This window comes from Amycolatopsis deserti (assembly GCF_014653945.1).
Taxonomy (GTDB): Bacteria; Actinomycetota; Actinomycetes; order Mycobacteriales; family Pseudonocardiaceae; genus Amycolatopsis_E; species Amycolatopsis_E deserti.
Genome location: NZ_BNAU01000007.1, coordinates 12,345 through 36,972, shown reverse-complemented (window position 1 = coordinate 36,972; position 24,628 = coordinate 12,345). Strand labels below are relative to the sequence as shown.

Below are 24,628 nucleotides of genomic sequence, written 5' to 3'. Positions count from 1 at the left end.
TCTTGAGCGATCGGTCCATAATCTGGGCGGAAGAAATCAGCCGAGGCACCGCAGGGCGGTCTCCACGGTCGCGGACAGGCTCGCCCGATCCGAGCCGAGCAGCGCCATCACGCGGAGTCCCTGCAGCGTGGTGACGAGGAAGTGCGCGGCCGCGGCCGCATCCAGGTCCGCCGGGAGCTCGCCGCGACGCCGGCCATCCGCGAGGATCTCGGCGAAGGCGGCCTCGACCGCCCGGGAGGCGTCGCGGAGCATGCGGTCGAGTTCGGGGTTGGCTCCCGCGCGCTCGGTCGCGGCGCGCAGCAGAAGGCAGCCCGGCCCCCAGTGCGCCGGATCGCTGCCCGTGAACGCCCGCTCCAGCAGACCCCGCAGCACCGTCCGCGCGGACTGCTTCGAAGCGAGTGCCCGCTGTGTCGTTGCCTCGAGGTGCTCGCAGTGGCGGCGCAACGCCGCCAGGTAAAGCCCCTCCTTGTTGGAGAACGCCGCGTAGAGCGAGCCGGGGCCGATGCCGATGGCGCCGGCCAGGTCGCGTGTGGACGCTCCCTCGTAGCCCTTCTCGCGGAACACCTCCATCGCGCGCTCCAGCGCGGCGTCGGTGTCGAACTCACGGGTGCGGGCCACGTGATCATTGAACCCTATCTGGAGCGTCCGATCAACAATTTTTCGGCCGTGGCGACCGCGGCCATGGCGGCGATCGGTCGCGTGCGGCTGGTGGCCGAGTTCCTGGACAAGCTCGACCTCCGGGACGTGGTCGAGGTGCCCGGCAGCTACCCGCTCGTGCCGGAGGACCCGCCCGAATTGCTCACGAACCTGCTGCGGGAGTTCGTTCCCGTCGCGTCCCGAAGATCAGGTTGAGCACCACGGCCACCACGCAGCCGGCGCTGATGCCGGAGTCGAGCACGGTCTGCACGGCGGATGGGAAGTGCGCGTAGAACTCGGGCGCGGCGATCGGGATGATTCCGATGCCCAGCGCGGCCGCCACGATCGTCACGTTCGCCGGGCGGTCGAACGCGGCCGTCGCCAGGGTCCGCACGCCGCTCACCGCGACGCTGCCGAACAGCACCAGCCCGGCGCCGCCGAGCACCGGCTGCGGCACCAGCGCGACCACCCCGCCGGCGACCGGGAACAGGCCCAGCAGCACCAGGATCGCGCCGCACGCGGCCACCACGTACCGGCTGAACATCCGGGTCAGCGCGACCAGCCCGACGTTCTGCGCGAACGCGGTGCACGCGAACCCGCCGAACACGGTGGACAGCGCGGTCGCGACCCCGTCCGCGCGCAGGCCGTCGGCGAGCGTGCGCTGCCCGGTCGGGCGGCCGACGACCTCGCCCAGCGCGAGCATGTCCGCCGTGCTCTCGGCCATGATCACGATCATCACGATCGCCATCGAAATGATCGCCGCGATGTCGAACGCCGGGCTGCCGAAGTGGAACGGACTCGCCACGCCGAACGCCGGCGCCTCGCGGAAGGTCGACGTGTCGACCTCGCCCAGCGGCCACGCGATCAGCGTTCCGACGACCAGACCGAGCAACAGCGCGATCCGGCTCCAGAACCCGGGCAGGAACCGGTTGAACGCCAGCACCGCCAGCAGCGTGATCGCGGCGAGCAGGATGCCGTGCGGTTCGGCGGAGTCCTGCTGGCTGGAGATCCAGTTGATCGCCACCGGCAGCAGCGAAACCCCGATCAGCGTGATGACCGTGCCGGTCACCAGCGGCGGGAAGAACCGCGTCAGCCGCGAGAAGAACGGCGCGGCCAGCACCATCAGCGCGGCGCCGACGAGCGTGGCGCCGTAGACGATGCCGAGCGCGTTCTGGGGCCCGTGCTGCTGCACGATCGCCATCACCGGGGCCACGTTGGCGAACGTGACGCCGTTGACCAGCGGCAGCCGGGCGCCGAACCGCCACACCCCGAGCGTCTGCAGCAGGGTCGCCAGCCCGGCGGTGAACAGGCTGGCGCTGATCAGCAGGCTCAGCTGACCGCCGGACAGGCCGACGGCGCTGCCGATGATCAGCGGCGGGGCGACGACGCCGGCGTACATCGCGGCGACGTGCTGCACGCCGCCGACGACCAGTTGCAGAGCCGGGGGTTTGCGGTCGACCGGGTGGATGTCCGTCACCGGTGTGGCGGTCGTGGTCACGCGGGTGCTCCCAACTCGCCCGGCGCTAGAGCCAGGCGGGGCCCGGGTCCTCCGCGTCGTCGCGCAGGACGGTTCCTTCGATCAGACCGTACGGACGGTCCGCGGCGTGGAAGACCTCGTTGTCGTTGGTGAGCCCGAACGGGCTGAGGTCCACCACGAAGTGGTGCTTGTTCGGCATCGACAGCCGGATCTCGGCCACCTCGCCGCGTTCGGAGAGAACCGCCTCGCCCATCGCGTACAGGGTCTGCTGCAGCGAGAGGCTGTGTTTCGTGGCGAAGGTCTCCAGCAGGATCCGCCGGATCTCGGCGAAGCTCGTGCGCCAGTCGATGCCGCTGCCCTGGTACCGCCACTGCGCGGTGACGGCGGTGGCCAGGATGCGGTCGTCGGTCTCGGCGAGCGTCGTGTACTTGTCGCGCGGGAAGCCGTGGAACTCCGAGCCGGTCGACTTGAGCACGACGAGGTCGCGCAGGCCGGAGACGACCCACGCGCGGTCGTTCTCGATCGTGACCACGGTGGTGCGTTTTTCCTCGCCCGAGCGGGAGAAGGCGTGGTCGTGCGGACGGCCGCCGACCGGGATGCGGTCCCAGCCGTGCTCGTCGATCGTGACGCGCGCGCCGGTGATCTGGCCGAACTCGCCGACGAAGTGCCGTCCCAGCCGCAGCCCGAAGTCCTCGATCTCGCCGACCGGGCTCTCCTTGGCGAAGGCGTAGACGGTGTTCTTCTGCGTGTCGGTGGCGACCACGTCGGAGTTGTCACCGGTCAGGTGGGTCTTCGCGAGATCGCCGCGCAACGCGGTGGACACGGTGAGGTCCTTGAGGTGGTGCACGTCCCCGGTGCGGGTCACCGTCACCAGGCGGACCTCGGCCTTGCCGTACTGGTTCGGGCCCAGCTTGATCGCCATGGTCAGCTCCCGCGGTAGGTGGAGTAGGAGAACGGGCTCAGCAGCACCGGCACGTGGTGGTGCTGCGTGCCGTCGGTGATCCGGAAGGACACCGTGACCTCGGGGAAGAACGCGTCCGGGCCGAGGTAGGCGCCGGTGTCGAAGACCAGCCGGTAGACGCCGGGATCCACTTCGTCCGGGCCGAGGTCGCGGACGCGGCCGTCGTCGTCGGTGCGGCCCCGGGCGATCTCCGCGCCGTCGGCGGACTCCAGTCGCACGGCGATGCCCGCGGCCGGGCGGCCGGCGGCGGTGTCCAGGACGTGGGTGGTCACCAGGCTCATGCGGTCACCGCTTTCTCCAGCCGCAGCACGGCGATCTCGATGAGTTCGCGCCCGGCGACCGCCAGTTCGGTGGCCGGGTCGTTGTGCATCCGCTCCCGCAGGTTCGCGAGCAGTTCCTCGCCGCTGCGCCCGCTCGCGCGGACCAGGAACACGTGCCCGAACCGCTCTTCGTATTCGGCGTTGGCGGCGCGGAACTTCGCGGCCGCGTCATCGTCCACACCGGACTGTTCGGCGCGTGACCAGCCGCCCGCCGATCTGTCGCCGATCCGCGGATGCGCCGCGATCGCCCGCCGGGTCTCGTCCTCGGTCAGGGTGCGGCGGGCCGCGCCGGTCAACGCGGCGAGATCGGGATAGGGCCGCCCGGCCAGCACCGCGTCTGCCCAGCGCGGGACGTCCAGGCACGCGGTGAGCAGTTCCCGGGCTTCGTCGTCGGGTGCGGTGTTGAACTCGGCGAGCGTGACAGTCAAGTGTTCCTCCGGATCACGGTGCTGCCGATTCTGGGAAATGGACGTTACGGTCGTGTTCGGCGAGCGTCAACAATTTGTTGAAATCAGGGCTCGCGATTGAGATAGTTGTAGACCGTGAACCGGGTGACGCCGAGAGCTTCGGCGACGGTGGGCGCGGCCTTGCGCATGGCGAACGCGCCGCGTTCCTCCAGCAGGCGCACGGCGCGTTGCTTGCCGGGCCGGTCCAGGTCCGCCAGCCGGGTGCCGAGCTCCCGCTCGACCTCGGTGATCAGCCGCTCCAGCGTGGTGGGCGGCGCGCCGGCCGGTTCCCGGGCGGCGGCCGGCGTGGACAGCTGCAGGGTCAGGCGGCTCGCGCCACCGGCCAGCGCGGCCCTGGCGATGGCCGGGAGCGCGTCGAGCAGGGCGTCCGCGTCGCCGCGGGCAGTGGTGCCGAGCGGGCCGAAGTCCACGGACAGCCCGGCCTGCTCGGCGGCGGTGCGGGCCAGGACGGCGTGCTCGGGCGGTTCGCCTTCGCCGCGGAACGGTTCGGTGGTGAACTCGGCTTCCAGTTCCACGTCCGCACGGTAACGGCACGGGCGGGGAAACTGGAAGCGGACGAAAGGAGTGCCGGGTGGAACTGGTCTTCCGGGCGCGGCGCGCGATCACGGCCGCGGGCACCGGGCCGTGCTCCGTGGGTGTCGAGGGTGGGCGGATCGTGGCCGTCGAACCGGGTGCGGCGTTGTCCGGCGACCGGGTGGTCGAGCTGGGCGAGGACGTCGTCCTGATGCCCGGGCTCGTCGACACGCACGTGCACGTCAACGACCCCGGCCGCACCGAGTGGGAGGGCTTCGAGACGGCCACCCGCGCGGCCGCGGCGGGCGGGGTGACCACGATCGTGGACATGCCGCTGAACAGCCTGCCGCCGACGGTCGATCCGGACGCACTGGAGGTGAAGCGCAAGACCGCGGCCGGACGCGTGCACGTGGACGTCGGGTTCTGGGGCGGCGCGATCCCCGGCAACAGCGGTCACCTGGCGGCGCTGCACGAGGCCGGGGTGTTCGGGTTCAAGTGCTTCCTGCTGCACTCCGGCGTCGACGAGTTCCCGCCGCTGGACGACGCCGAACTGGAGGCCGACCTGCGGATCCTCGCGGAGCTGGGCGCGCTGATGATCGTGCACGCCGAGGACGCCCCGACGATCGACGCCGCGCCCCAGCCGCACGGTCCGCGCTATGCGGGATTCCTGGCCTCGCGGCCGCGTGAGGCGGAGAACCGGGCGATCGCGCGGGTCATCGAGCTGGCGCGGCGCACCGGGGCGCGGGCACACATCCTGCACCTGTCCTCTTCGGACGCGCTGCCGATGATCGCGGCGGCCCGGGCCGAGGGGGTCGCGTTGACGGTCGAGACCTGCCCGCACTACCTGAGCTTCACGGCGGAGGAGATCCGCGACGGCGCGACGCAGTTCAAGTGCTGCCCGCCGATCCGCGAGGCCGGCAACCGCGAGCTGCTGTGGCAGGGGCTGGCCGACGGCGTGATCGACTGCGTGGTGAGCGACCATTCGCCGTGCACGCCCGAGCTGAAGCGGCTCGACAGCGGTGACTTCGGCGCGGCCTGGGGCGGGATCGCCGGGCTGCAGGTCGGGCTGCCCGCGGTGTGGAGCGGGGCCGCTCAGCGTGGGCACGGGCTGGCGGACGTGGTGCGCTGGATGGCGACGCGGCCGGCGGAGCTGGCGGGGATGACGCGCAAGGGCCGGATCGCGCCCGGGTACGACGCCGACTTCTGCGTGTTCGCGCCGGACGAGGAGTTCGTCGTGGACGTCGCGAAGCTGCGCCACCGGAACCCGGTGAGCGCCTACGACGGCAGCCCGCTGCGCGGTGTCGTGCGGCAGACGTGGTTGCGGGGCCAGGAAGTCACCGGGGACGATCCGCGGGGCGAGTTGCTGAATCGAGGGCAGTGTTGAACGAGCGTCCGGAGTGGACTCATGAGCCGGATCTGGCGTCGCGCCGGGTCGGCGGCAGCGTGGTGTGGGCCAACGACGAGGCCTTCGCCGAGCGGGAGAACCTGATCAAGCCAGGGCCGGCGGAGTTCCGGCCGTGGAACTTCGGGCACAAGGGGCAGATCTACGACGGGTGGGAGACGCGGCGGCGCCGCGAGCCCGGCGTTGACCAGGCGATCGTGCGGCTCGGGCTGCCGGGTGTGGTGACCGGGGTGGTCGTCGACACGGCGTTCTTCACCGGGAACTACCCGCCGTTCGCGTCGGTGGAGGCGCTGGCGGTCGAGGGGTATCCGAGCCCGGCGGAGCTGCTGGAGCTGGAGTGGACGCCGCTGGTGCCGAAGTCGGAGTTGCGGGGCGACGCGGAGAACTTCTTCGCGGTGTCCTCGGCGCGGCGCTGGACGCACGTGCGGCTGACGATCCACCCGGATGGCGGAGTCGCGCGGTTCCGGGTGCACGGCACGCCGGTGGCGGACCCGCGCCTGGTCGACCCGGCGGCCCTGGACCTGGCGGCGCTGGAAAACGGCGCGCGGGTGACGGGGTGCTCGAACATGTTCTACTCGTCGCCGTCGAACCTGATCGCACCCGGTTTCGCCGCGGTGATGGGGGAGGGCTGGGAGACGGCCCGCCGCCGCGACGACGGCAACGACTGGGTGTCGGTGGCGCTGGCGGGGGCGGGCGTGCCCCGGCTGGCGGAGCTGGACACCACGCACTTCAAGGGCAACGCGCCCGGGTGGGCCTCGTTGAGCGGCCGCCTGGACGGCTCGTGGTTCGAGGTCCTGCCGCGAACACGCCTCCAGCCGGACACGCGGCACCGCTTCGTGGTGCCGAACCCCCGCGAACTGCGCGAGGTACGCCTGGACATCTTCCCGGACGGCGGCATGGCACGGCTACGGCTGTGGGGCGCGCTCTCCGACCGCGGGCGCGAGGAGTTCGAGCGCCGGTTCACCGACACCGCGGGCTGAGCTTCGTGGCTGCGCAGCGGGCCCGGCCCGGTTCAGCGGTCGGTCCGCGCGTGGTGGCCCGGGGGGCGAATGGGGTGGGTTCGTGGCGGCGGCGGTTTGCCGCCGGTTGCGTACGGTGCGGCCGTTGCCGGGCAGCCGTCCCCGCCGGGCTGGCCCCAGGACCGAGGCGGGCGGGACGGGGGTGTTCATAGCGGCGGTGGGTTTGGCGCCGGTTCGCATGGTGCAGCCGTTGCCCGGTATGCGGTTCGCCCGGGCTGGCCTGGCGGGGTGGGTTCGTGGCGGCGGCGGTTCGCCGCCGGTCGCGTACGGTGCGGCCGTTGCCGGGCAGCCGTCCCGCCGGGCTGGCCCCAGGGCCGCGGCGGGGTCGGCTGTTGCGGCGCCGGTTTGCCGCCAGTTCCACACCAGCCGTCGCCAGCCAACCGGCGGCTGAGCACGGCCCGGCCCCCCAGAGCGCGTGTCCGCCCGCTCGCCGGCGAGCGAAACCGCGACCTCCGCCGCGGGCGTCACGTGCGCCCACTCGCCACCCTCCGGCGGCGCCGCGTCCTCGGCCAGGCACTGCACCGCGATCCGGGCTGCTTCGGCCGCGAACGCGGCTGATCCTCGCGCGACCCGGTGTCGATCACGGGCCGGCGACACATCAGGTGATTTGCGTGCTTTCGCCTGGTTCCAGGACGTGCAGCCGGTCGCTCAGCCCGGCGCCCGCGAACGCCTTGCGGATCTCGTCGGGCCCCTCGCTGAAATGGGCCCATCCGCGGGTGTGCACGGGCACGATGTTGCGCGCCCGCAGGACCTGCGCGGCCTCGGCGGCGTCCTCGCTGGTCAGGGTCAGCGGGGCGCCGTCGAAGAGCGACGTGCGCGCCGCGCCGGCGAAGAGCACCGCCAGGTCCAGGCGCCGCAACCGGCGGGAGATGTCGCGCACCACGTCGAGCGAGGCGTTGTCCCCGCTCACGTACACCGTCGGCAGGTCCTTCCCGGTCAGCACGAAACCGATGACCTCACCGGTCAGCTCTTCGCTGCCCGCCGGGCCGTGCTGGGCGGGCACGGCTGTCACCGCGACTGGGCCGATGTGCAGCTGGTGCCACGGCGCCAGCCCCTGCGCGGTGCCGCCCAGCCGCCGCGCGCCGCTGGGCGTGGTGAGCGTGAGCAGGGCCTCCCCGACGTACCGCCGGCCCTCCGGGTCCAGGTTGTCCGCGTGCTGGTCGTGCGACAACAGCACCGCGTCGACCGGGCCGACCTCCGCCGCGGACAGGCCGGGATCCTCGGTCTTGGTCAGCGGCCGCCCCGGCGTCGTCTCGTGCACGCCCGCCGGGCTGAACGTCGGGTCGGTCAGGAACCGCTTGCCGCCCAGCTCCAGCAGCACCGTCGGGCCGCCGACGTACGTCACCTTCACACCGTCTGCCATGACCAGCACAACCCACCTTCACCCGGGGAACTTCCCGCCACACCACCGAGTCTGACACGATCGGGCAGCCGAAGTGGAGGGTGAGTCGCGCCGAATCGCCTTTCCCGCCGCGGGATCAGGGCTTCAGGCGACGCCGCGAGGAGATCACCCCGGTGTTGAAACCGGCCAGGTGCAAGCCTCCGGCGAACCGCGCGTGCTCGATCTTCACGCACCGGTTCATCACCACGTCCAGGCCCGCCTCGCTCGCCCGCCGCGCCACCGGCTCGTGCCACAGGCCCAGCTGCAGCCACAGCGTCCGGGCACCCGCCTTGATCACGTCCTCGGCCACTTCGGGCAGGTCGGAGTGCTTGCGGAACACGCTGACCAGGTCCAGCTCGCCCGGCACGTCGGCCAGCGACGGGTACACCGGCCGCCCCAGCAGCGACGACAGCCGCGGGTTGACGAAGTTCACCTCGTAGTCGCTGGAGGACAGCAGGTAGGTGGCGACGAAGTAGCTCGGCCGCGCCGGGTTGTCCGACGCGCCCACGATCGTCACCGACTTCGTCCGCGACAGCAGCGCGAGCCGGTCCCGCGCGGTCGGCGGGCTCCAGGACAGCGGCGACTCCGACCGGACGGCTCCGGCGGGCACGGTCGTCTCCAGGCTCATGCGGCCTTCACCGCCGCGGTCAGCGCCTGGTCGATGTCCCACAGGATGTCCTCGGCGTCCTCCAGCCCGACCGACAGCCGGATCAGGTCCGGGCCCACCCCACCGGCCTCGAGCTGCTCGTCGGAGAGCTGCTGGTGCGTCGTGGACGCGGGGTGGATGACCAGCGTTCGGGCGTCGCCGACGTTGGCCAGGTGCGACAGCAGCTCGACCGACTCGACGAACTTCTCCCCGGCCGCGCGCCCGCCCTTGACGCCGAACGAGAACACCGCGCCGGGCCCCAGCGGCAGGTACTTCTTCGCCAGCTCGTGGTGCCGGTGCCCGGGCAGCCCGGCGTAGCTGACCCACGCCACCCGGTCGTCGGCGTCCAGGAACTCGGCGACGGCGCGGGCGTTCGCCAGGTGCGCGTCCATCCGCTGCGGCAACGTCTCCACGCCCTGGAGCAGCAGGAACGCCGAGTGCGGCGACAACACCGCGCCGATGTCGCGCAGCTGCTCGGCGCGCAGCCGCGTGCAGAACGCGTACTCGCCGAAGTTCTCCCAGTACTTGAGACCGCCGTAACTGGGCACGACCTCGGTCATCCGCGGGAACTTGCCGTTGCCCCAGTCGAACCTGCCCGATTCGACGACGATCCCGCCGAGCGTGGTGCCGTGCCCGCCGAGGAACTTCGTCGCCGAGTGCAATACGATGTCCGCGCCGTGCTCGATCGGGCGGCACAGGTACGGCGTCGCCAGCGTCGCGTCGACCACCAGCGGGATGTCGTGACTGTGCGCGAGGTCGGCGAGGCCGGCGAGGTCCGCGATGCCGCCACCCGGGTTGCCGATGACCTCGGTGAAGATCAGCCGGGTGCGGTCGGTGATCGCGGCCGCGTAGTCGTCCAGGTCGTCCCCGGGCACGAAGGTGGTCTCCACGCCGAACCGGTTCAGCGTCCCGGACAGCTGCGTGACCGTGCCGCCGTAGAGCCCGCTCGCCGCCACGATGTGGTCGCCCGCCTCGGTCAGCGCGGCGAAGGTGAGGAACTCCGCCGCCTGCCCGCTGCTGGTCGCGACGCCGCCGATGCCGCCCTCGAGGCTCGCGAGGCGCTCCTCGAACGCGGCCACGGTCGGGTTGCCGATCCGGCTGTAGATGTTGCCGTACTTCTGCAACGCGAACAGGTTGGCCGCGTCGGCCGCGTCCTCGAACACGAAACTCGTGGTCTGGTAGATCGGCACCGCCCGCGCCCCGGTCACCGGGTCGGGAGTCCCGCCGGCGTGCAGGGCGCGGGTGCGGAAGCCCCAGCTGCGCTCACTCACCCGGCCGACGCTACCTCCCCGTCCACGGACTGGGCCAGGGCTCCCGCGTGGCGGACGATCCGGCGGCTCAGCCCCGCTTCCCGAAGAGCCGCGCGAGTTGCTCCGCGTAGTCCTCCGCCACCGCGGATCCTTCGCGCCCGAACAGAGCCCGGGCCAGCTGCGGGTACACCGCCAGCGCGTTCGCCGCGCTCATGCTGATCAGGACGAGCGCCGCCGGGTCCACGGTGTCGTCGAGCTCCCCGGCCTCCTGGCGCCGCCGGATCAGCTCCACCTCCTGGCGCAGGCGCGCGTCGCGCTCCGGGTCGTCCTCCCCGGTGTCCTGGAGGCCCTCCCAGGCGAGCAGCCGCCCGCCCAGCCGCGGGTCCAGGCTGGCCCGCACGTAGCGCTTGATCAGCTCGCCGAACTCCTCCTCCGGCGGGAACTGCGCGGTCTCGTGCGCCCGCCACCGGCGCCCGATCTCCCGGTACAGCCCCTCCTTGCCGTCGAAGTAGTAGGCGATGAGCTGCTGGTTCACCCCGGCCCGCCGGGCGATCGCGGAGACCCGCGCGCCGGCGAAACCGTGGGCGGAGAACTCGGCGACGGCGGCTTCGAGGATGCGGGACTTCGTGCGTTCGGCGTCCCGTTGCCGCTCGCCCGGCGCCGGGGCCCGCCGTTTCGGGGCCGTCATGCGCCCCATTCTGCCATCCGTCGAGGAAGCTTAATCATCTGTCTGTTTGATTAGTTCATGCGTTTGTGTGACACTCGCGGGCATGACTGAGCCGTACCGCCGCCGCTGGACGGCGCTCGCGCTGCTGCTGGCAGCCGTTTTCATGGACATGGTCGACAACCAGATCGTGGTGATCGCGCTGCCGACCATCCAGCGCGACCTCGGCGCGCCGCCCTCGGCGCTGCAGTGGACGGCGACCGCCTACACGCTGGCGTTCGCGGTCACCCTGATCACCGGTGGCAGGCTGGGCGACCGGTTCGGGCACCGGCCGGTCTTCGTCGCCGGCGCCGCCGGGTTCGGCGTCGCGTCGCTGCTCGCCGGGTGCGCACCCGGAACCGGAGTGCTGCTTGGGTCACGCGTCGCGCAGGGCGTGTTCGCCGGCCTGATGGTGCCGCAGGTGCTGTCGTTCATCCGGGTCGAGTTCCCCGCGGACGAGCAGGGCCGGGCGATGGGGTTCTACGGCATGACGTTCCCGATCGGCGGCCTGGCCGGCCCGCTCCTCGGCGGTCTGCTCACCCAGGCCGACCTCTTCGGCTGGGGGTGGCGGACGGTGTTCCTCGTCAACGTTCCGATCGCCCTGGTGGTGGCCCTCGCCGCGGCGCGGATCATGCCCGCGCCCCGGCGTGACGCACGGGCCGCTGTCGACCTCCCGGGCGTGGCGCTGCTGGCCGCCGCTCTGCTCGCCGTGCTCTACCCGCTGGTGCAGGGCCGCGAGCTGGGGTGGCCACTGTGGACAGTCGGCCTGGTGGTGGCGGGGATCGCGCTGCTCGGGGTGTTCGCCCTCCAGCAGCGCCGCCGCAGCTCGGCCCTCATCGGCACCGAGGTGTTCCGCGACCGCGCGTTCTCCGGCGGCATCGCCGCGATCCTGGTCGTGTACTGCGGGATGGGCGCGTTCTTCGTGCTCACCCTGTACCTGCAGGACGGGCTCGGGTACTCGCCGCTGAAGACCGCGGCCACGATGCTGCCCGCCACCGCGGGGATCGTCCTCGGCAACGGGCTCGGCATGCCGCTCGCCCCGAAGCTGGGGCGTCGCCTGACGCTCGCCGGCGTCACCGCACTCCTGGTGGCGACCGCGGCGATGCTCGTCGTGGTCGCGCACGCCGGGCCGGGGCTGACGCCGTGGCACCTGGCGCTGCCCGTGCTCGTCTACGGTGCCGGGCTCGGGATCGCCGCGTCGTCGCTCATGCTCGCCACGCTGTCCGGCGCGGGCGAGGCGGACGCGGGCGCCGCGTCCGGCGTCGTCAACACCGCCGTCCAGCTGGGGCTCGCGGCGGGACCCGCGACGATCGGCACAGCGTTCTTCGGGCGGCTGCCCGGACACGGGTTCGCCTCGGCGACCCAGACCGGCCTGCTCGTCGGGCTCGGCCTGTTCCTCGTCGCGCTGCCGGTCTGCCTGCTGCTCCCGGCAGGCACCCGGCAGCCCAGTGCGGTGGCCGACGCCTCAGCCGAACGTCATCCGTAACCGCTGCGCCCGCTCGGCCGGCGTCTGGCGCGGGCAGCTGACGCACTTGGGCGCCCCTCCGGTCCGGTAGATCAGGCAGCACGACGCCCGCCGGACCACCGGCGTGCCGCCGACCTCCACGAACCGCGGCCGGGGCAAGTGGTCGCCCACCGCGGCGACCACCGCACCGGCCAGCGACACCCCGCGTGAGGAGTCGCCGGCCGCTTTCCCGGCCCACAGCAGGACGTTCGCGATCGAGTCCGTCGCGATCGCGCACAGCGAGCGGGTCCCGGCGCCGCTCACCTCGGCCACCGCGGCGATCCCCGCGTCCAGCGAACCGGCCAGCGCCTTGCCGATCTCGTCCACATCGGAGCCCAGCGGCCGCGACGAGCGCGCGTCCAGCACCCGGCCGTCGGGCACCACGTCCAGCGTCACCGCCTCCAGCGCCGGGTCCATCGCGCGTCCCGTCGCGACGAGCGGGTCCAGCGCCGGTGTCACCAGCACCGCCGACACCGAGTACCACCAGATCGTGCCCAGCACGACCGGTCCCGCGTCGCCGTACAGCCCGGCGGCCAGGCGCAGCTGCGCGGAAAGCCAGTCCCGGTCGGTGATCGCGGTCGCGGGCACGGCCGTCATGCGGTCCTCCGGTACTCCGACACCGAGAACGCGAGCGTCACCTCGGCCGGTTCGGTCACCTCGGCGAGTGCGGCCAGCCGGTCCGGGTGGTGCCCGGTCGGCCCCATCCGCACAGCGTTGCGGACGTCGTCCGGCTTCAGCAGCACCCGATCCCGCAACGCCCGCCGGGAAACCAGCTCGAAATGCTCCGACAACGCCGCGTCGAGACGCTCTTCCTTCCGCGCGTCGACCTCCAGGACCGGCGCCACCGCCGCCAGTTCGCCCAGGTGCCCCCGTTCGGGCGACACGACGAGCAGCGTGCCACCCGGACGCAGCACCCGCCGGAACTCCGCGGCGTTGCGCGGCGCGAACACGTTCAGCACCACCGCGGCCGCCTCCGCCGCGACCGGCCACGGCTCCCACAGGTTCCACACCGCGGCCCCCAGCCGGTCGTGCGCCTTCGCGGCCCGCCGCAGTGCGACCGCCGAAACGTCCAGCGCGAGCCCCGCCGCCTCCGGCAGCCGGTCGAGCACCCCGGCGAGGTAGTAGCCCGTCCCCGCTCCGGCGTCCACGACCAGCCCGTAACCGCCCGCACCGGCGGCGACCTCGGCGACCAGGTCCCGCAGCCCGCCGTAGTGACCGGCCCCGAGGAACGCCACCCGCGCCGCGACCATCTCGGCGGTGTCCGCCGTGCCCGCCGGGATGCCGGCGTGCAGGAGGTTCACGTACCCCTGTTTCGCCAGGTCGAAGGAGTGCCGCGCCGGGCAGCGCAGCGACCGGCCGTCGAGGGTGAACGGGGACGCGCACAGCGGGCACCGCAACGCCGCGACGACGGCGCCGGGCAGCGTGGCGGGCCTGGTCATGCCCACATCTCATCACACCACCGGGGCTCACCCACCGTCACTGGTGACGGCCGGTATTCGACGCCGACGTTTCGTGACCGGACATATCCGCCCTGGTCGTGTGAAACGTGCTCGTAACAAGAGCGGCGCCACAGTTCACCCGCGGGAAACGCGCGAAGTGCCGTCGTGAAACACGGGAATCGAAAACTCCCCGTCAATATCTCGTGTACGGGAGGACGATGTGCTGAACGCAGGAGACACCGCATGGGTGTTGGCCAGCGCCGCGCTGGTCATGCTCATGACACCAGGGTTGGCGTTCTTCTACGGCGGCATGGTCCGCGTGAAGAGCGTCCTGAACATGCTCATGATGAACTTCATCTGCCTGGCGATCGTCGCCGTGCTGTGGACCCTCTTCGGGTTCACCATGGCCTTCGGCAACGACGCGTTCAGCGGGCTGCTGGGCGGCTTCGAGCACGCCGGGCTGTCCGGTACCTGGGGCCAGCTGGTCGGGTTCGCGACCGCGGCGACCGACACCGCGCCGGAGATCCCGTGGCCGGGCGGCGACGGGATCCCGATGCTCGTGTTCTCCATGTTCCAGCTGATGTTCGCGATCATCACGCCGGCCCTGATCTCCGGTGCGATCGCGGACCGCGCGAAGTTCTGGGGCTGGGCCCTGTTCGTCGTCCTGTGGTCGACGATCGTCTACTTCCCGGTGGCGCACTGGGTGTTCGCCTTCGACGGCTTCATGAGCGCCGACGCGACCGGCGGCTGGATCGCCAACCAGCTCAAGGCGCTCGACTTCGCCGGTGGCACCGCGGTCCACATCAACGCCGGTGCGGCGGGCCTGGCCCTGGCGCTGGTCCTGGGCAAGCGCCGCGGCTGGCCGCGCGACACCGGCCGCCCGCACAACGTGCCGTTCGTGCTGCTGGGCGCCGGTCTGCTGTGGTTCGGCTGGTACGGCTTCAACGCCGGGTCCGCGCTGAGCGCCGGTGACCTCGCCGGGGTCGCCTTCACCAACACCACCGTCGCCACCGCGGCCGCCGTGCTCGGCTGGCTGATCGTGGAGCAGCTGCGCTTCGGCAAGCCGACCACGCTGGGCGCCGCCTCCGGCGCGATCGCCGGCCTGGTCGCCATCACCCCGGCCGCGGGCTTCGTGTCGCCGCTCGGTTCGATCGCGATCGGTGTCATCGCCGGCGCGGTGTGCGCACTGGCGGTGAGCCTGAAGTACAAGCTCGGCTTCGACGACTCGCTCGACGTGGTCGGCGTCCACCTGGTCGGTGGCCTGGTCGGCACGCTGCTGATCGGCTTCTTCGGCACCACCAGCGTCAACTCCCTCGGCGTGGACGGCGTCTTCTACGGCGGCGGCTGGAGCCAGCTCGGCAAGCAGGCCGCGGCGGCCTTCGCGGTCCTGGGCTACTCGTTCGTCGTCACCCTCATCCTCGGCGGGATCATCAAGGTCGCCGGCGGCTTCCGGGTCAGCAAGGAGGACGAGGTCAGCGGCATCGACGAGGCGCAGCACGCGGAGAGCGCGTACGACTTCGTGGGTGGCAGCATCGGCGGCCACAGTGGATCGACCCCCGCTTCGCTGCCGTCCAAGGACGGGGCGGCCCTGGAAGGAAGCAAGGCATGAAGCTGATCACCGCGATCGTCAAGCCGTTCACGCTGGACGACATCCGCGCCGCGCTGGAGCAGCTGGGCACGCTCGGCATGACCGTCAGCGAGGTGCAGGGCTACGGCCGCCAGAAGGGCCACACCGAGGTCTACCGCGGCGCCGAGTACGCCGTGGACTTCGTCGCCAAGCTGCGGGTCGAGGTCCTCACCGACGACGCCAACGTCGAGAAGGTCATCGAAGCCATCGTGAACGCCGCGCACACCGGCAAGATCGGTGACGGCAAGGTCTGGGTGACCCCGGTGGAGACCGTGGTCCGCGTCCGTACCGGCGAGCGCGGTACGGACGCGCTCTAGGGAAGCACCGGATGGTCGTCGGGGGGGAACTCGCCAAGGCGGCGAACCGGTTGCTGGAAGGCCGGCACGGCAGGCTCGGTGCTTCCGCACTGCGCGCCGCGCTGGTGGACCTGTACGAGTTCTGGCTCAGCAAGGCCGCCGCGGCGGCCGGCGTGGACACCGCCGAACCCGGTGTCGCGCTGGTCGCCGTCGGCGGCCTCGGCCGCCGCGAGCTCGTGCCGTTCTCGGACCTGGACCTGGTCCTGGTCCACAACCAGCACCCCGGAATCGCCGAGATCGCCGACGCGCTGTGGTACCCGCTGTGGGACGCGCGGATCGGCCTCGACCACTCGGTCCGCACGCCAGGGGAGGCCCTCCAGGTCGCCTCGGAGGACCTGCGGACCGCGATGGGACTGCTCGACGCCCGGCACATCGCCGGGGACGCCGAGCTGACCGGCCGGCTCGCCACGGCGGCGCGCGACCAGTGGCGCCGCACCGCGCGCAAGCGCTTGCCGGAACTGGCGGAGTCGACCCGCAAGCGCTGGCAGCGCAGCGGGGAGATCGCCCAGGCGGCCGAGCCCGACCTCAAGTACGGCCGGGGCGGCCTGCGTGACCTCGGGGTGCTGCAGACGCTCGCCGTCGCCCAGCTCACCGACCGGCCGGGCGAGGAACTCCGCCAGGCCCGGGAACTGCTGCTGGACGTGCGCACCGAGATGCGCCGCGAACTGCGCCGCGACCGGGACGTGTTGTCCGGTGTGGACGCCGAGCTGGTGGCCGCCGAACTCGGGTTCGGCGACCGGTTCACGTTGGCGCGCAAGCTGTCCGGCGCAGGACGGGCGGTCGGCTACGCGCTCGACGTCGCCTTGCGCGCCACCGCCGAGGTGCCGCGCGGGCGGTTTTCGCGGCGGCCCAGCCGGACCCCGCTGGACGACGGCGTGGTGTTGCACGGAAACGAGGTCGCGCTCGCCCGCGACGCCGTCCCGGCCAAGGATCCGGCGCTGCTGCTGCGCGTCGCGGCCGCCTCCGCCCGCACCCGCACGCCCATCTCGCACGGCACGTTGCGCACGCTCGCCGATTCGGCGCCGGAACTGCGCACGCCGTGGCCCGCCGACGCGCGTGACTCGCTCACCGAACTCCTCGGCGCGGGCGAGGGCCTGATCGACGCGGTCGAAGCCCTGGACCGCACCGGGTTGTGGGCGCGGCTGTTCCCGGAGTGGGGCGCGGTGCGGGACCTGCCGCCGCGCGAGCCGGTGCACTCGTGGACCGTCGACCGGCACCTCGTGCAGACCGCGGTCGAGGCCGCCAAGCTCACCACCACGGTGTCCCGGCCGGACCTGCTGCTGCTGGCCGCGCTGCTGCACGACATCGGCAAGGGCCGCGAGGCCGACCACTCCGAGCTGGGCGCGGCGATCTCGCTTCAGGTCGCCCGCCGCATCGGGCTGCCCGACGGCGACGCCGCGCTCGTCTCGGCCGCGGTGCGGCACCACCTGCTGCTGGCGCACACCGCGACCCGCCGCGACATCGAGGAACCGGCCACGATCGCGCGCGTGGCCAAGACCGTCGACAACGACGTGGTCCTGCTGGAACTGCTGCACGCGCTGACCCAGGCCGATTCGCTGGCCACCGGGCCCGGCATGTGGACCGACTGGAAGGCCGGCCTGGTCGCGAGCCTGGTCCACCGGTGCCGGCAGGCCATGCAGGGCAAGGGGTTCAGCCCGCCGGAGCCGCTCGACGCGCGCCGGCGCGAGCTGGTCGCCGCGTCGGTGGCGGCCGGCCGCAGCGAAGTGCTGATCACGCACGACGGCAAGATGGCGACCGTCGTGGTCGCCGCGCCCGCGCACACGGACCTGCTGGCCCCGGCGGCCGGGGTCCTCGCGCTGCACTCGCTGGAGGTGCACACCGCGGACCTGCGCGGCCACGACGGCGGGCGGGCCGGCATCTTCACCGCGTCCCCCAAGTTCGGGTCGCTGCCCGATCCGTCGCTGCTGCGCGAGCAGTTCGCGCGGGCGGTCGCCGGCGGGCTCGCGCTGGAGGCGAAGATCGCGGCGAAGGAACGGGACTACCAGCCGACCCGGGTGGCCGCCAAGCCGAAGGTGCTGTGGTTCGACGACGAGACCAGCGGCCCCAACACGGTCGTGCTGGAGCTGCGGGCCACCGACCGGATCGGCCTGCTGTACCGGGTCGCCGGGGCGCTGCGGTCGTGCGGCGCGGAGGTGAAGTGGGCCAAGGTCGCCACGCTCGGCGCCGCGGTCGTGGACTCGTTCGCCGTCTCCCCGCGCGGCGGGAAGCTGGACCCGGCGTGGCGGCAGCGGGTCGAGCAGGCGGTGCTCGCCGCGGCGAGCTGATCCCCTGCGGGGTGTCGCCACGGTTTCCCCGATCGGGGGTGGCAGGATGTCGCTCGTGCCAGAGTCGACGATCCTGCCGCTCACGGTCGCCGCCGCGCACCTGGAGGCGTGCGCCGCGGAGCTGGACCGGGCGCCGGAAACCGATCTCGGGGAGATCGTCGCCGTCCTGAAGCACCTCGTCGCCGGGCAGCGGCACCTGTCCGGCGCGCTCACCGGGCTCGCCGAACGGCTCGGCGAAGCGCGGTTCGGTGCGCTGGCCGCGATGCCGTCGGCGGAAATGGCCGCCCTCGTGGAGATCCTCCAGGCGGCGGGCGCCGCGTTCGGCTATTCGGCCGACGCGCTCGGCGAAAGCGAGCCACTGGCCGCGTTCATCGCCGCGAACGCCGGTGAGAGCACCCGTTTGTAGCTGTTGAACGCCGTTCGCGCGTCGCTAACGTCGGTGGGATGCGGACAGTCTGGAAGGGCACGATCGGGGTCGGCAGCTTCGCCATCCCGGTGAAGGCGTACAGCGCCACCGAGGAGCCCGGCAGTGGCCTGCACCAGCTCCACCTGACCGACGGCGGACGGTTGCGGTTCAAGCGGGTCTGCGAGGTCGACGGCGCGGAGATCCCGGCGGAGGAGGTCGGCCGCGGTTACGCGCTACCCGGTGGGGACGTGGTGGTCCTGTCCGAGGCGGAGCTGGCCTCGCTCGCGCCGGAAAGCGCTCACTCGATCCAGGTGTGCGGGTTCGTCCCGCCGTCGCAGATCGACCCGGTCTACTTCATGAAGAGCTACTACCTGGAGCCCGAGGTTCCGGCCACGAAGCCGTACGTGCTGCTGGCCGAGGCGCTGCTCACCGCGGGCCGCGTCGCGCTGGTGAAGGTGGCGATCCGGCAGCGGGAGACCCTGGGCGCGCTACGGGTGCGCGACCAGCTGATCGTGCTCGACACGATGCACTGGCCCAGCGAGGTCCGCCGCCCCGACTTCCCCTTCCGGCACGAGGACATCGACCTGCGCACGTCCGAGCTGCGCGCCGCGGCGAACCTGATCGAGAACCTCTCCGGCGACTTCGAGCCGTCCGCCTACACCGACGGCTACGCGGACGCGCTGCGGGACCTGGTCGACGCGAAGGTCGAGGGCCGCGAGGTGGTCCGCCCGACGGCCGCGATCCAGGACGAGGGCGTCACCGAGCTGCTGCGGGCCTTGCAGAGCAGCGCGCAGGACCGCACCGACGCCGACCAGGGCGTGGCGAAGGCCAAGGCCGCCGCGAAGAAGGCCGCCGACGCGAAGAGCCGGGCGCGCAAGGCCACGTCGAAGGCGAAGTCCGCGCCCAAGTCCGCGCGCTGAAAAAATCTTCGGAAATCCGCGTCACGCCCCCGCGCGAGGCGGGTCACACCCCTGCGCGCACCGGTTCCTGAGTAGATCTACCTAGGTCTACTTGGGGGTCTTCACGCTGCCCCGGCCCACGCGGAACCGGCAGTCTTAGGACATCACGCCACGGATGTCCGGGAAGGGACTCGCTGGTACTGGGGGTACGGCGAGCACCGGGGGACCGGCGCCCGCGGCGTGCGTGTGCGGGTGGCCCGGCGAGGGGGCGGGCCACCCGCACTTTCCTTCGCGCGGTTGGATGTCGGGCATGCTGATCCTGCGTTATCCGAGGGGCCCGGCGTGAACACGGACGTGACGCAGAACCTCTTCGCCTTCCAGGTGCACGGCCTGGACGAGCCGGTCGTCGCCGGCGCCCCGACCGTGGCCGACGACGCGCTGCGGCAGGCGTGGGCCCAGGTGCGCGCCGACCGGCAGGTCCAGCCCGCGGACGTGACCGCCGTCTACAGCGAGTGGGAGCCCTCAGCCGAAGACCTCGGGTTCGTCGCGCTGATGTTCCCCGGCGCCCGGCACACCTACAGCTTCGACCGCCCCGGCCCGGACGGCTGGGCCGCCGCGTTCGCCGAGGCCGAGCGCGTGCTGGCGGAGCAGGCCGCGCCCGCGCCGGAGCTGCTGCCGGTGCTGTGGAGCGCGTCCTCGCCGCGCGCCGAGGTGCTCGGCTCGATCCCGCACCACCCGCTGGTGCCCGGGCGCCTGTCCGTGGCACTGGCGCACGTCGGCCCCACCCCGCGCGGCACGCTCGGCATGCACCACGTCACCACGCACAGCTACCAGGAGCTGGGCTCACCGCCGTTCGCGGAGCTGATGGCCGAAGCGGGCGCGAACCTCAAGCGCGGCCTGCGGGTCACCGGTCACCGCGGCGAGCGCGGCGACCTGCTGCACCTGACCCGGGAGGACTGGCTGGCCGGCTCGGCGCTGGCCCTGGACGACTTCGGCGCGCAGATGGCCCGCAACCTGGGCGAGGAGCGGCTGGTCGTCGGCCTGCCGTGTCCCGACGAGCTGTTCGTCGCGGGTGCGGATTCGGGCTGGGCCGAGGTGATCCACGAGCAGGTGCTGGGCTCGGAGTACGACACGACCGAGCTGGTGCCGTGCGTGGTGCTGGTCGAGCCCGGCGGCATGCGCCTGCTGGCCGAACGGCAGGCCTGACAGCCTGCCCGTCCGCAGCGGCTACCCTGGTGGGACGCCGCAGGCGGACAACCACGACCAGCTGGAGCGTGCACACCCGTGTTCGACACCCTCTCCGACCGGCTCACTTCGGTCCTGCAGAACCTGCGGGGCAAGGGGAAGCTGACCGACGCCGACATCGACGCCACCGCGCGCGAAATCCGCATCGCGCTGCTGGAGGCCGACGTCGCGCTGCCCGTCGTCCGGGAGTTCATCGCGCACGTCAAGGAACGCGCGAAGGGCGCCGAGGTCTCCGAGGCCCTCAACCCGGCGCAGCAGGTCATCAAGATCGTCAACGAGGAGCTCATCGGCATCCTCGGTGGCGAGACCCGCCGCCTGAGCCTGGCCAAGAACCCGCCGACCGTGATCATGCTCGCCGGTCTGCAGGGTTCCGGTAAGACGACCCTGGCCGGCAAGCTCGCGCTGTTCCTCAAGAAGCAGGGCCACGCGCCGCTGCTGGTCGCGTGTGACCTCCAGCGCCCGAACGCGGTCACGCAGCTGCAGGTCGTCGGTGAGCGCGCCGGGGTCCAGACCTTCGCGCCGGAACCGGGCAACGGTGTCGGCGACCCGGTCGACGTGGCCCGCCGCGGTATCGACGAGGCCAAGCACGCGCAGCACGACATCGTGATCGTCGACACCGCCGGACGGCTGGGTGTCGACGAGGAGCTGATGAAGCAGGCCGCGGACATCCGCGACGCGGTCCAGCCGGACGAGATCCTGTTCGTCGTCGACGCGATGATCGGTCAGGACGCGGTCACCACGGCCGAGGCGTTCCGCGACGGCGTCGGCTTCACCGGTGTGGTCCTGACCAAGCTCGACGGTGACGCCCGCGGTGGTGCGGCGCTGTCCGTCCGGCAGGTCACCGGCCAGCCGATCCTGTTCGCCTCCAATGGTGAGAAGCTCGAGGACTTCGACACCTTCCACCCGGACCGGATGGCCAGCCGGATCCTCGGCATGGGCGACCTGCTCACCCTGATCGAGCAGGCCGAGCAGGCCTTCGACCAGGAGCAGGCGGAGAAGGCCGCGGCCAAGCTGGGCACCGGCCAGCTCACGCTGGAGGACTTCCTGGAGCAGATGCTCGCGGTCCGCAAGATGGGCCCGATCGGCAACCTGCTCGGCATGCTGCCCGGCGCCGGGCAGATGAAGGACCAGCTCGCGCAGGTCGACGACAAGCACCTGGACCGGCTGCAGGCGATCATCCGCGGCATGACCCCGGCCGAGCGGGCCGACCCGAAGATGATCAACGGGTCGCGCCGCCAGCGCATCGCGCAGGGCTCGGGTGTGACCGTGCGCGAGGTCAACGACCTGGTCAACCGGTTCTTCGAAGCCCGCAAGATGATGCAGCAGATGGCCGGCCGGTTCGGGTTCGGCGGCGGCAGCGCGACCAAGCGCAAGAAGGGCAAGAAGGGGAAGAAGGGCAAGGGCCCGACGCAGCCCAAGGTGCGCGGCGGGTTCCCTGGCGGCATGCCGATGCTCCCGCCCGGCGGCGCCGGTGGCGGCATGCCCGACCTGTCCCAGCTGGGTGGCGGCCTGAACGACGTGCCCGGTTTCGACCCGTCCAAGTTCAAGCTGCCGAAGAACAAGTAGATGCACCTGCGCGGGGTGGTGCTGCCCGACGGTGAGCAGCGCGACGTCTGGATCAGCGACGGCCGGGTCACGTTCACGCCCGTCGAGGGCGCGCGGACCCTGGTGTCGGACGGTTTCCTGGTGCCGGGGCTGGTGGACGCCCACTGCCACCCGGCGATCGGGCTGGGCGGGCCGACCGACCTGGACGGCGCGGTGGTCAACGCGCTGGCCGACCGGGACGCGGGCACGCTGCTGATCCGCGACTGCGGCCAGCCGATCGACACCCGGCCGCTGCAGGAGCGCGCCGACCTGCCGCGGATCATCCGGGCCGGACGGCACCTCGCGCTGCCCAAGCGGTACATCCCCGGGCTGGGCATCGACCTGTCGCACCCCGACGAGCTGCCCGCCGCGGTCGCCGAGCAGGCGGCCGACGGTGACGGCTGGGTCAAGCTGGTCGGCGACTGGATCGACCGGTCGGTCGGTGATCTCGCGCCGTTGTGGCCGGACGACGTGCTCGCCGAGGCGATCAAGGTCGCCCACGAGGCCGGGGCTCGCGTCACGGCGCACGTCTTCGGCGAGGACGCGTTGCCCGGGTTGATCAACGCCGGGATCGATTGCCTGGAGCACGGCACCGGCCTGGACACCTCGCTGCTGGCCGAGATGGCCCGCCGCGGCACGGCGCTGGTGCCGACGCTGATCAACATCGAGAACTTCCCGGCGATCGCCGATTCGGCCGGCAAGTACCCGGTGTACGCCGACCACATGCGCGCGTTGTACGCCCGGGTCGGCGAGCTGGTCGGCAACGCGCTCGACGCCGGCGTGGCGGTCTACGCGGGCAGCGACGCGGGAGGCATGATCGCGCACGGCCGCCTGGTGGACGAGCTGGAAGCGCTGCACCGCGCCGGGATGACGGCGACGCAGGCGCTGGCCGCGGGCTCGTGGGCCGCGCGGGAGTGGCTCGGCCACCCGTCCCTGAGCGAGGGCGCCCCCGCCGACTTGCTGGTCCTGGACACCGACCCGCGCGAGAACCTGGCCGCCCTGCGCTCACCACGGCACATCATCCTGCGCGGAGCGCTCATCCGCTGACGCCTGCCGCCGAGCTGTCCACGCTCACGACTTGCTGACCGGCGTACCCGCCGTCGCGGCGCTGTCATCCGCTGACTGCTGCCGCCGAGGCTGTCCACGCTCGCGGCTTGCTGACGGGCGTGCACCTGCCGCGACGAGGCACCGGCCGTCGCGGCGCTGTCATCCGCTGACGCCTGCCGCCGATGCCGCCCACGCTCGCGGGCTTGCTGACCGGCGTGTACCCGCCCTAACGAGGCACCCACCGTCGCGGCGCCGTCATCCGCTGACCCTGCCGCCGAGGCCGCCTACGCGCCGCCCCGCGCAGCGAGTGTCGGCCGCGCGCGGCGTGGCCTCGTGGCGCCGCATCCGCCGCGACCATCCCCCGCCCGGAGCCGCGGACGCACGATCCATCGCGCCCCCTTCCTCCGCTGACGTCCCCTTCCTCCAATGACGGCCGAAATGCCGCTACCATCCCGATCCAACCTTGATCAAGATGGCCGGGTGAAGATCACCAAGGCGCTGCTCTACGCGGTCCCACCGGCCCTGCTCGTCGTCGGCGTCGTCGGCGGGCTCGTCCTGGGCGAGGGCCTCTACCTGGCGGCCTTCGCGGTGGGCGCGGCCGCCACGCTCGCCGCCGTCTTCGCGGTCGTCGTCGCGCGGATGAATGGCCGCACGAGCACCAGTCCGAAGCGGATCGCCGCCGCCGCGGTCGCGACGGTCCTGCTGATCATCGCCGGCCTGATCCCGCTCCGGGCCGAGCTGTTCGGCGGCCACAACCTCCTCACCGCCGAGGGCCTCGAAACCGGCCTCGACGAACTCCGCGGAGTCGCGACCACCTACGACGCGATCTACATCGAGCCCGACGTCCTCCGCGGCCAGCGCGGCGACCGCGCGGTGATCTACCGGGACGGCGACCTGCAGCCGGTGCCCGGGGACACGACCGGCCCGGACCCGGACTACCAGTTCGGCCTCGACGAAATCGACTTCGGCGCCATTCCCGGGCTGATCGACCTCGCCCGCCAGCGATTCCCGGACGCGACCGACGTGATCCGCGTCGACGTGCAGAGGCACCGCGGTGGCGACCCGGTCGAGATCACGGTGCACGTCGAGCGCGACGGGCCCGAGCGGAGGGGGGAACTGGTCGCCGACGCCTCCGGAAACCCCCGCTGATGCCCCACTTCGTCCCCGACATCGGCCACGACGCGGCGTTGAAGATCATCCGCGGTCTCGGCCTCGTGTTCGCCGCTCCATCGCGCTCGTCGTGGCCGGCGCGATCGGCGGTCTCGGGTACGGCAAGGGCGTCTACTCCGCCGCGCTCGTCACCGGCGCCGTCCTCACGCCGGTTCCCTGCGTCACGCGGGCCCGCGGCCGCGTGCTGCCCACCGCGCTCGCCACCGCCGTGCTGGTCGTCATCGGCCTGCTGCCGCTGTGGATCCGGTGACACCGCTCACGCCCCGGGGTCGATCGATCGCGCCCAGCCAC

Annotated in this window: 26 protein-coding genes; 14 read left to right on the top strand and 12 right to left on the bottom strand. The window is 72.4% G+C overall.

What is annotated here, in order from left to right; translation table 11 throughout:
• Positions 1-36: 36 nt before the first annotated feature.
• Positions 37-618: a TetR/AcrR family transcriptional regulator gene (locus tag IE290_RS26865; protein ID WP_191247493.1), complete on the bottom strand. Its 582-nt coding sequence runs from the start codon at positions 616-618 to the stop codon at positions 37-39.
• Between IE290_RS26865 and IE290_RS26860 the strand changes: the two genes are divergently transcribed.
• On the top strand, positions 619-852 hold the full coding sequence (locus tag IE290_RS26860; protein ID WP_191247492.1) for a hypothetical protein: 234 nt from the start codon (positions 619-621) through the stop codon (positions 850-852).
• Here IE290_RS26860 and IE290_RS26855 read toward each other — a convergent pair.
• From IE290_RS26855 to IE290_RS26835, 5 genes are all read right to left on the bottom strand, one after another.
• The gene (locus IE290_RS26855; RefSeq protein ID WP_191247491.1) at positions 800-2,134 is read right to left on the bottom strand and encodes a nucleobase:cation symporter-2 family protein; all 1,335 of its coding nucleotides are present in this window, start codon (positions 2,132-2,134) and stop codon (positions 800-802) included. The genes IE290_RS26860 and IE290_RS26855 overlap by 53 nt on opposite strands.
• A 25-nt stretch (positions 2,135-2,159) precedes the next feature.
• Positions 2,160-3,035: a factor-independent urate hydroxylase gene (gene pucL / locus IE290_RS26850; RefSeq protein ID WP_191247490.1), complete on the bottom strand. Its 876-nt coding sequence runs from the start codon at positions 3,033-3,035 to the stop codon at positions 2,160-2,162.
• A 2-nt stretch (positions 3,036-3,037) separates the two neighbouring features.
• Positions 3,038-3,355, bottom strand: a complete 318-nt coding sequence (gene uraH / locus IE290_RS26845) for a hydroxyisourate hydrolase (protein ID WP_191247489.1) — start codon at positions 3,353-3,355, stop codon at positions 3,038-3,040.
• Positions 3,352-3,822 carry a 2-oxo-4-hydroxy-4-carboxy-5-ureidoimidazoline decarboxylase gene (uraD, locus tag IE290_RS26840; protein ID WP_191247488.1) on the bottom strand — a complete coding sequence of 157 codons (471 nt, stop codon included), beginning with the start codon at positions 3,820-3,822 and terminating at the stop codon, positions 3,352-3,354. Before uraD ends, uraH begins: the two co-directional genes overlap by 4 nt.
• 83 nt (positions 3,823-3,905) lie before the next feature.
• On the bottom strand, positions 3,906-4,376 hold the full coding sequence (locus tag IE290_RS26835) for a helix-turn-helix domain-containing protein (protein ID WP_191247487.1): 471 nt from the start codon (positions 4,374-4,376) through the stop codon (positions 3,906-3,908).
• A 56-nt stretch (positions 4,377-4,432) separates the two neighbouring features.
• Between IE290_RS26835 and allB the strand changes: the two genes are divergently transcribed.
• Together allB and alc are read left to right on the top strand one after the other, a co-directional pair.
• Positions 4,433-5,758 (top strand): allantoinase AllB, encoded by a 1,326-nt coding sequence (gene allB / locus IE290_RS26830; protein ID WP_191247486.1) that lies wholly within the window; start codon positions 4,433-4,435, stop codon positions 5,756-5,758.
• The gene (gene alc / locus IE290_RS26825; protein ID WP_191247485.1) at positions 5,752-6,756 is read left to right on the top strand and encodes an allantoicase; all 1,005 of its coding nucleotides are present in this window, start codon (positions 5,752-5,754) and stop codon (positions 6,754-6,756) included. The genes allB and alc overlap by 7 nt, the downstream gene beginning before the upstream one ends.
• A 637-nt stretch (positions 6,757-7,393) precedes the next feature.
• Here the strand turns inward: alc and IE290_RS26820 are convergent.
• The 4 genes from IE290_RS26820 to IE290_RS26805 all read right to left on the bottom strand — a co-directional run bounded on the left by IE290_RS26820 (position 7,394) and on the right by IE290_RS26805 (position 10,760).
• Positions 7,394-8,167: an MBL fold metallo-hydrolase gene (locus tag IE290_RS26820; protein WP_229874727.1), complete on the bottom strand. Its 774-nt coding sequence runs from the start codon at positions 8,165-8,167 to the stop codon at positions 7,394-7,396.
• Between the two features lie 106 nt (positions 8,168-8,273).
• A complete protein-coding gene (locus IE290_RS26815) occupies positions 8,274-8,804 on the bottom strand; it encodes a CoA-binding protein (protein ID WP_229874726.1) in 531 nt (176 codons plus the stop codon).
• Positions 8,801-10,093: an O-acetylhomoserine aminocarboxypropyltransferase/cysteine synthase family protein gene (locus tag IE290_RS26810; RefSeq protein WP_191247483.1), complete on the bottom strand. Its 1,293-nt coding sequence runs from the start codon at positions 10,091-10,093 to the stop codon at positions 8,801-8,803. The genes IE290_RS26815 and IE290_RS26810 overlap by 4 nt, the downstream gene beginning before the upstream one ends.
• A gap of 67 nt (positions 10,094-10,160) precedes the next feature.
• Entirely contained in the window at positions 10,161-10,760 is a 600-nt protein-coding gene (locus tag IE290_RS26805; RefSeq protein WP_191247482.1) for a TetR/AcrR family transcriptional regulator, read from the bottom strand.
• Between the two features lie 82 nt (positions 10,761-10,842).
• On the opposite strand from IE290_RS26805, the gene IE290_RS26800 reads away from it, so the two are divergent.
• The gene (locus tag IE290_RS26800) at positions 10,843-12,261 is read left to right on the top strand and encodes an MFS transporter (protein WP_191247481.1); all 1,419 of its coding nucleotides are present in this window, start codon (positions 10,843-10,845) and stop codon (positions 12,259-12,261) included.
• On the opposite strand, the gene IE290_RS26795 is transcribed toward IE290_RS26800, so the two are convergent.
• Positions 12,241-12,876, bottom strand: coding sequence for a (2Fe-2S)-binding protein (locus IE290_RS26795; RefSeq protein ID WP_191247480.1), 636 nt, complete (start codon positions 12,874-12,876; stop codon positions 12,241-12,243). The two genes, IE290_RS26800 and IE290_RS26795, sit on opposite strands and share 21 nt — an antisense overlap.
• Positions 12,873-13,718, bottom strand: a complete 846-nt coding sequence (locus IE290_RS26790) for a putative RNA methyltransferase (RefSeq protein WP_191247479.1) — start codon at positions 13,716-13,718, stop codon at positions 12,873-12,875. The genes IE290_RS26795 and IE290_RS26790 overlap by 4 nt, the downstream gene beginning before the upstream one ends.
• A gap of 220 nt (positions 13,719-13,938) precedes the next feature.
• Between IE290_RS26790 and IE290_RS26785 the strand changes: the two genes are divergently transcribed.
• The 10 genes from IE290_RS26785 (at position 13,939) to IE290_RS26740 (ending at position 24,587) form a co-directional block, all read left to right on the top strand.
• Positions 13,939-15,327: an ammonium transporter gene (locus IE290_RS26785; protein WP_191247478.1), complete on the top strand. Its 1,389-nt coding sequence runs from the start codon at positions 13,939-13,941 to the stop codon at positions 15,325-15,327.
• Positions 15,324-15,662, top strand: a complete 339-nt coding sequence (locus IE290_RS26780; protein ID WP_017987570.1) for a P-II family nitrogen regulator — start codon at positions 15,324-15,326, stop codon at positions 15,660-15,662. Before IE290_RS26785 ends, IE290_RS26780 begins: the two co-directional genes overlap by 4 nt.
• Before the next feature lie 11 nt (positions 15,663-15,673).
• A complete protein-coding gene (locus IE290_RS26775) occupies positions 15,674-17,986 on the top strand; it encodes a [protein-PII] uridylyltransferase (RefSeq protein WP_191247477.1) in 2,313 nt (770 codons plus the stop codon).
• 46 nt (positions 17,987-18,032) lie between these two features.
• Positions 18,033-18,392, top strand: a complete 360-nt coding sequence (locus IE290_RS26770) for a hypothetical protein (protein WP_020418146.1) — start codon at positions 18,033-18,035, stop codon at positions 18,390-18,392.
• Positions 18,393-18,430: 38 nt separating this feature from the next.
• Complete coding sequence (gene ku, locus IE290_RS26765; protein WP_191247476.1) at positions 18,431-19,312, top strand: non-homologous end joining protein Ku; 882 nt, start codon at positions 18,431-18,433, stop codon at positions 19,310-19,312.
• Positions 19,313-19,633: 321 nt separating this feature from the next.
• Positions 19,634-20,497, top strand: a complete 864-nt coding sequence (locus tag IE290_RS26760) for a hypothetical protein (protein ID WP_191247475.1) — start codon at positions 19,634-19,636, stop codon at positions 20,495-20,497.
• 78 nt (positions 20,498-20,575) lie between these two features.
• Positions 20,576-22,102, top strand: a complete 1,527-nt coding sequence (gene ffh / locus IE290_RS26755) for a signal recognition particle protein (RefSeq protein ID WP_094007852.1) — start codon at positions 20,576-20,578, stop codon at positions 22,100-22,102.
• Positions 22,103-23,167, top strand: a complete 1,065-nt coding sequence (locus IE290_RS26750; RefSeq protein ID WP_191247474.1) for an amidohydrolase family protein — start codon at positions 22,103-22,105, stop codon at positions 23,165-23,167. It abuts the gene before it with no gap.
• Between the two features lie 480 nt (positions 23,168-23,647).
• Complete coding sequence (locus IE290_RS26745) at positions 23,648-24,316, top strand: hypothetical protein (protein WP_191247473.1); 669 nt, start codon at positions 23,648-23,650, stop codon at positions 24,314-24,316.
• A gap of 91 nt (positions 24,317-24,407) precedes the next feature.
• The gene (locus tag IE290_RS26740) at positions 24,408-24,587 is read left to right on the top strand and encodes a hypothetical protein (RefSeq protein WP_191247472.1); all 180 of its coding nucleotides are present in this window, start codon (positions 24,408-24,410) and stop codon (positions 24,585-24,587) included.
• Positions 24,588-24,628: the final 41 nt, after the last annotated feature.

What these genes read in the sequence shown, in the direction of transcription:
- IE290_RS26750 (WP_191247474.1), top strand. Translation starts at nt 22,103, where the DNA reads ATGCACCTGCGCGGGGTGGTGCTGCCCGACGGTGAGCAGCGCGACGTC.
- IE290_RS26800 (WP_191247481.1), top strand. Translation starts at nt 10,843, where the DNA reads ATGACTGAGCCGTACCGCCGCCGCTGGACGGCGCTCGCGCTGCTGCTG.
- IE290_RS26795 (WP_191247480.1), bottom strand. Translation starts at nt 12,876, where the DNA reads ATGACGGCCGTGCCCGCGACCGCGATCACCGACCGGGACTGGCTTTCC.
- pucL (WP_191247490.1), bottom strand. Translation starts at nt 3,035, where the DNA reads ATGGCGATCAAGCTGGGCCCGAACCAGTACGGCAAGGCCGAGGTCCGC.
- ku (WP_191247476.1), top strand. Translation starts at nt 18,431, where the DNA reads ATGCGGACAGTCTGGAAGGGCACGATCGGGGTCGGCAGCTTCGCCATC.
- IE290_RS26815 (WP_229874726.1), bottom strand. Translation starts at nt 8,804, where the DNA reads ATGAGCCTGGAGACGACCGTGCCCGCCGGAGCCGTCCGGTCGGAGTCG.
- IE290_RS26770 (WP_020418146.1), top strand. Translation starts at nt 18,033, where the DNA reads ATGTCGCTCGTGCCAGAGTCGACGATCCTGCCGCTCACGGTCGCCGCC.
- IE290_RS26780 (WP_017987570.1), top strand. Translation starts at nt 15,324, where the DNA reads ATGAAGCTGATCACCGCGATCGTCAAGCCGTTCACGCTGGACGACATC.
- IE290_RS26790 (WP_191247479.1), bottom strand. Translation starts at nt 13,718, where the DNA reads ATGACCAGGCCCGCCACGCTGCCCGGCGCCGTCGTCGCGGCGTTGCGG.
- IE290_RS26805 (WP_191247482.1), bottom strand. Translation starts at nt 10,760, where the DNA reads ATGACGGCCCCGAAACGGCGGGCCCCGGCGCCGGGCGAGCGGCAACGG.
- uraH (WP_191247489.1), bottom strand. Translation starts at nt 3,355, where the DNA reads ATGAGCCTGGTGACCACCCACGTCCTGGACACCGCCGCCGGCCGCCCG.
- IE290_RS26775 (WP_191247477.1), top strand. Translation starts at nt 15,674, where the DNA reads ATGGTCGTCGGGGGGGAACTCGCCAAGGCGGCGAACCGGTTGCTGGAA.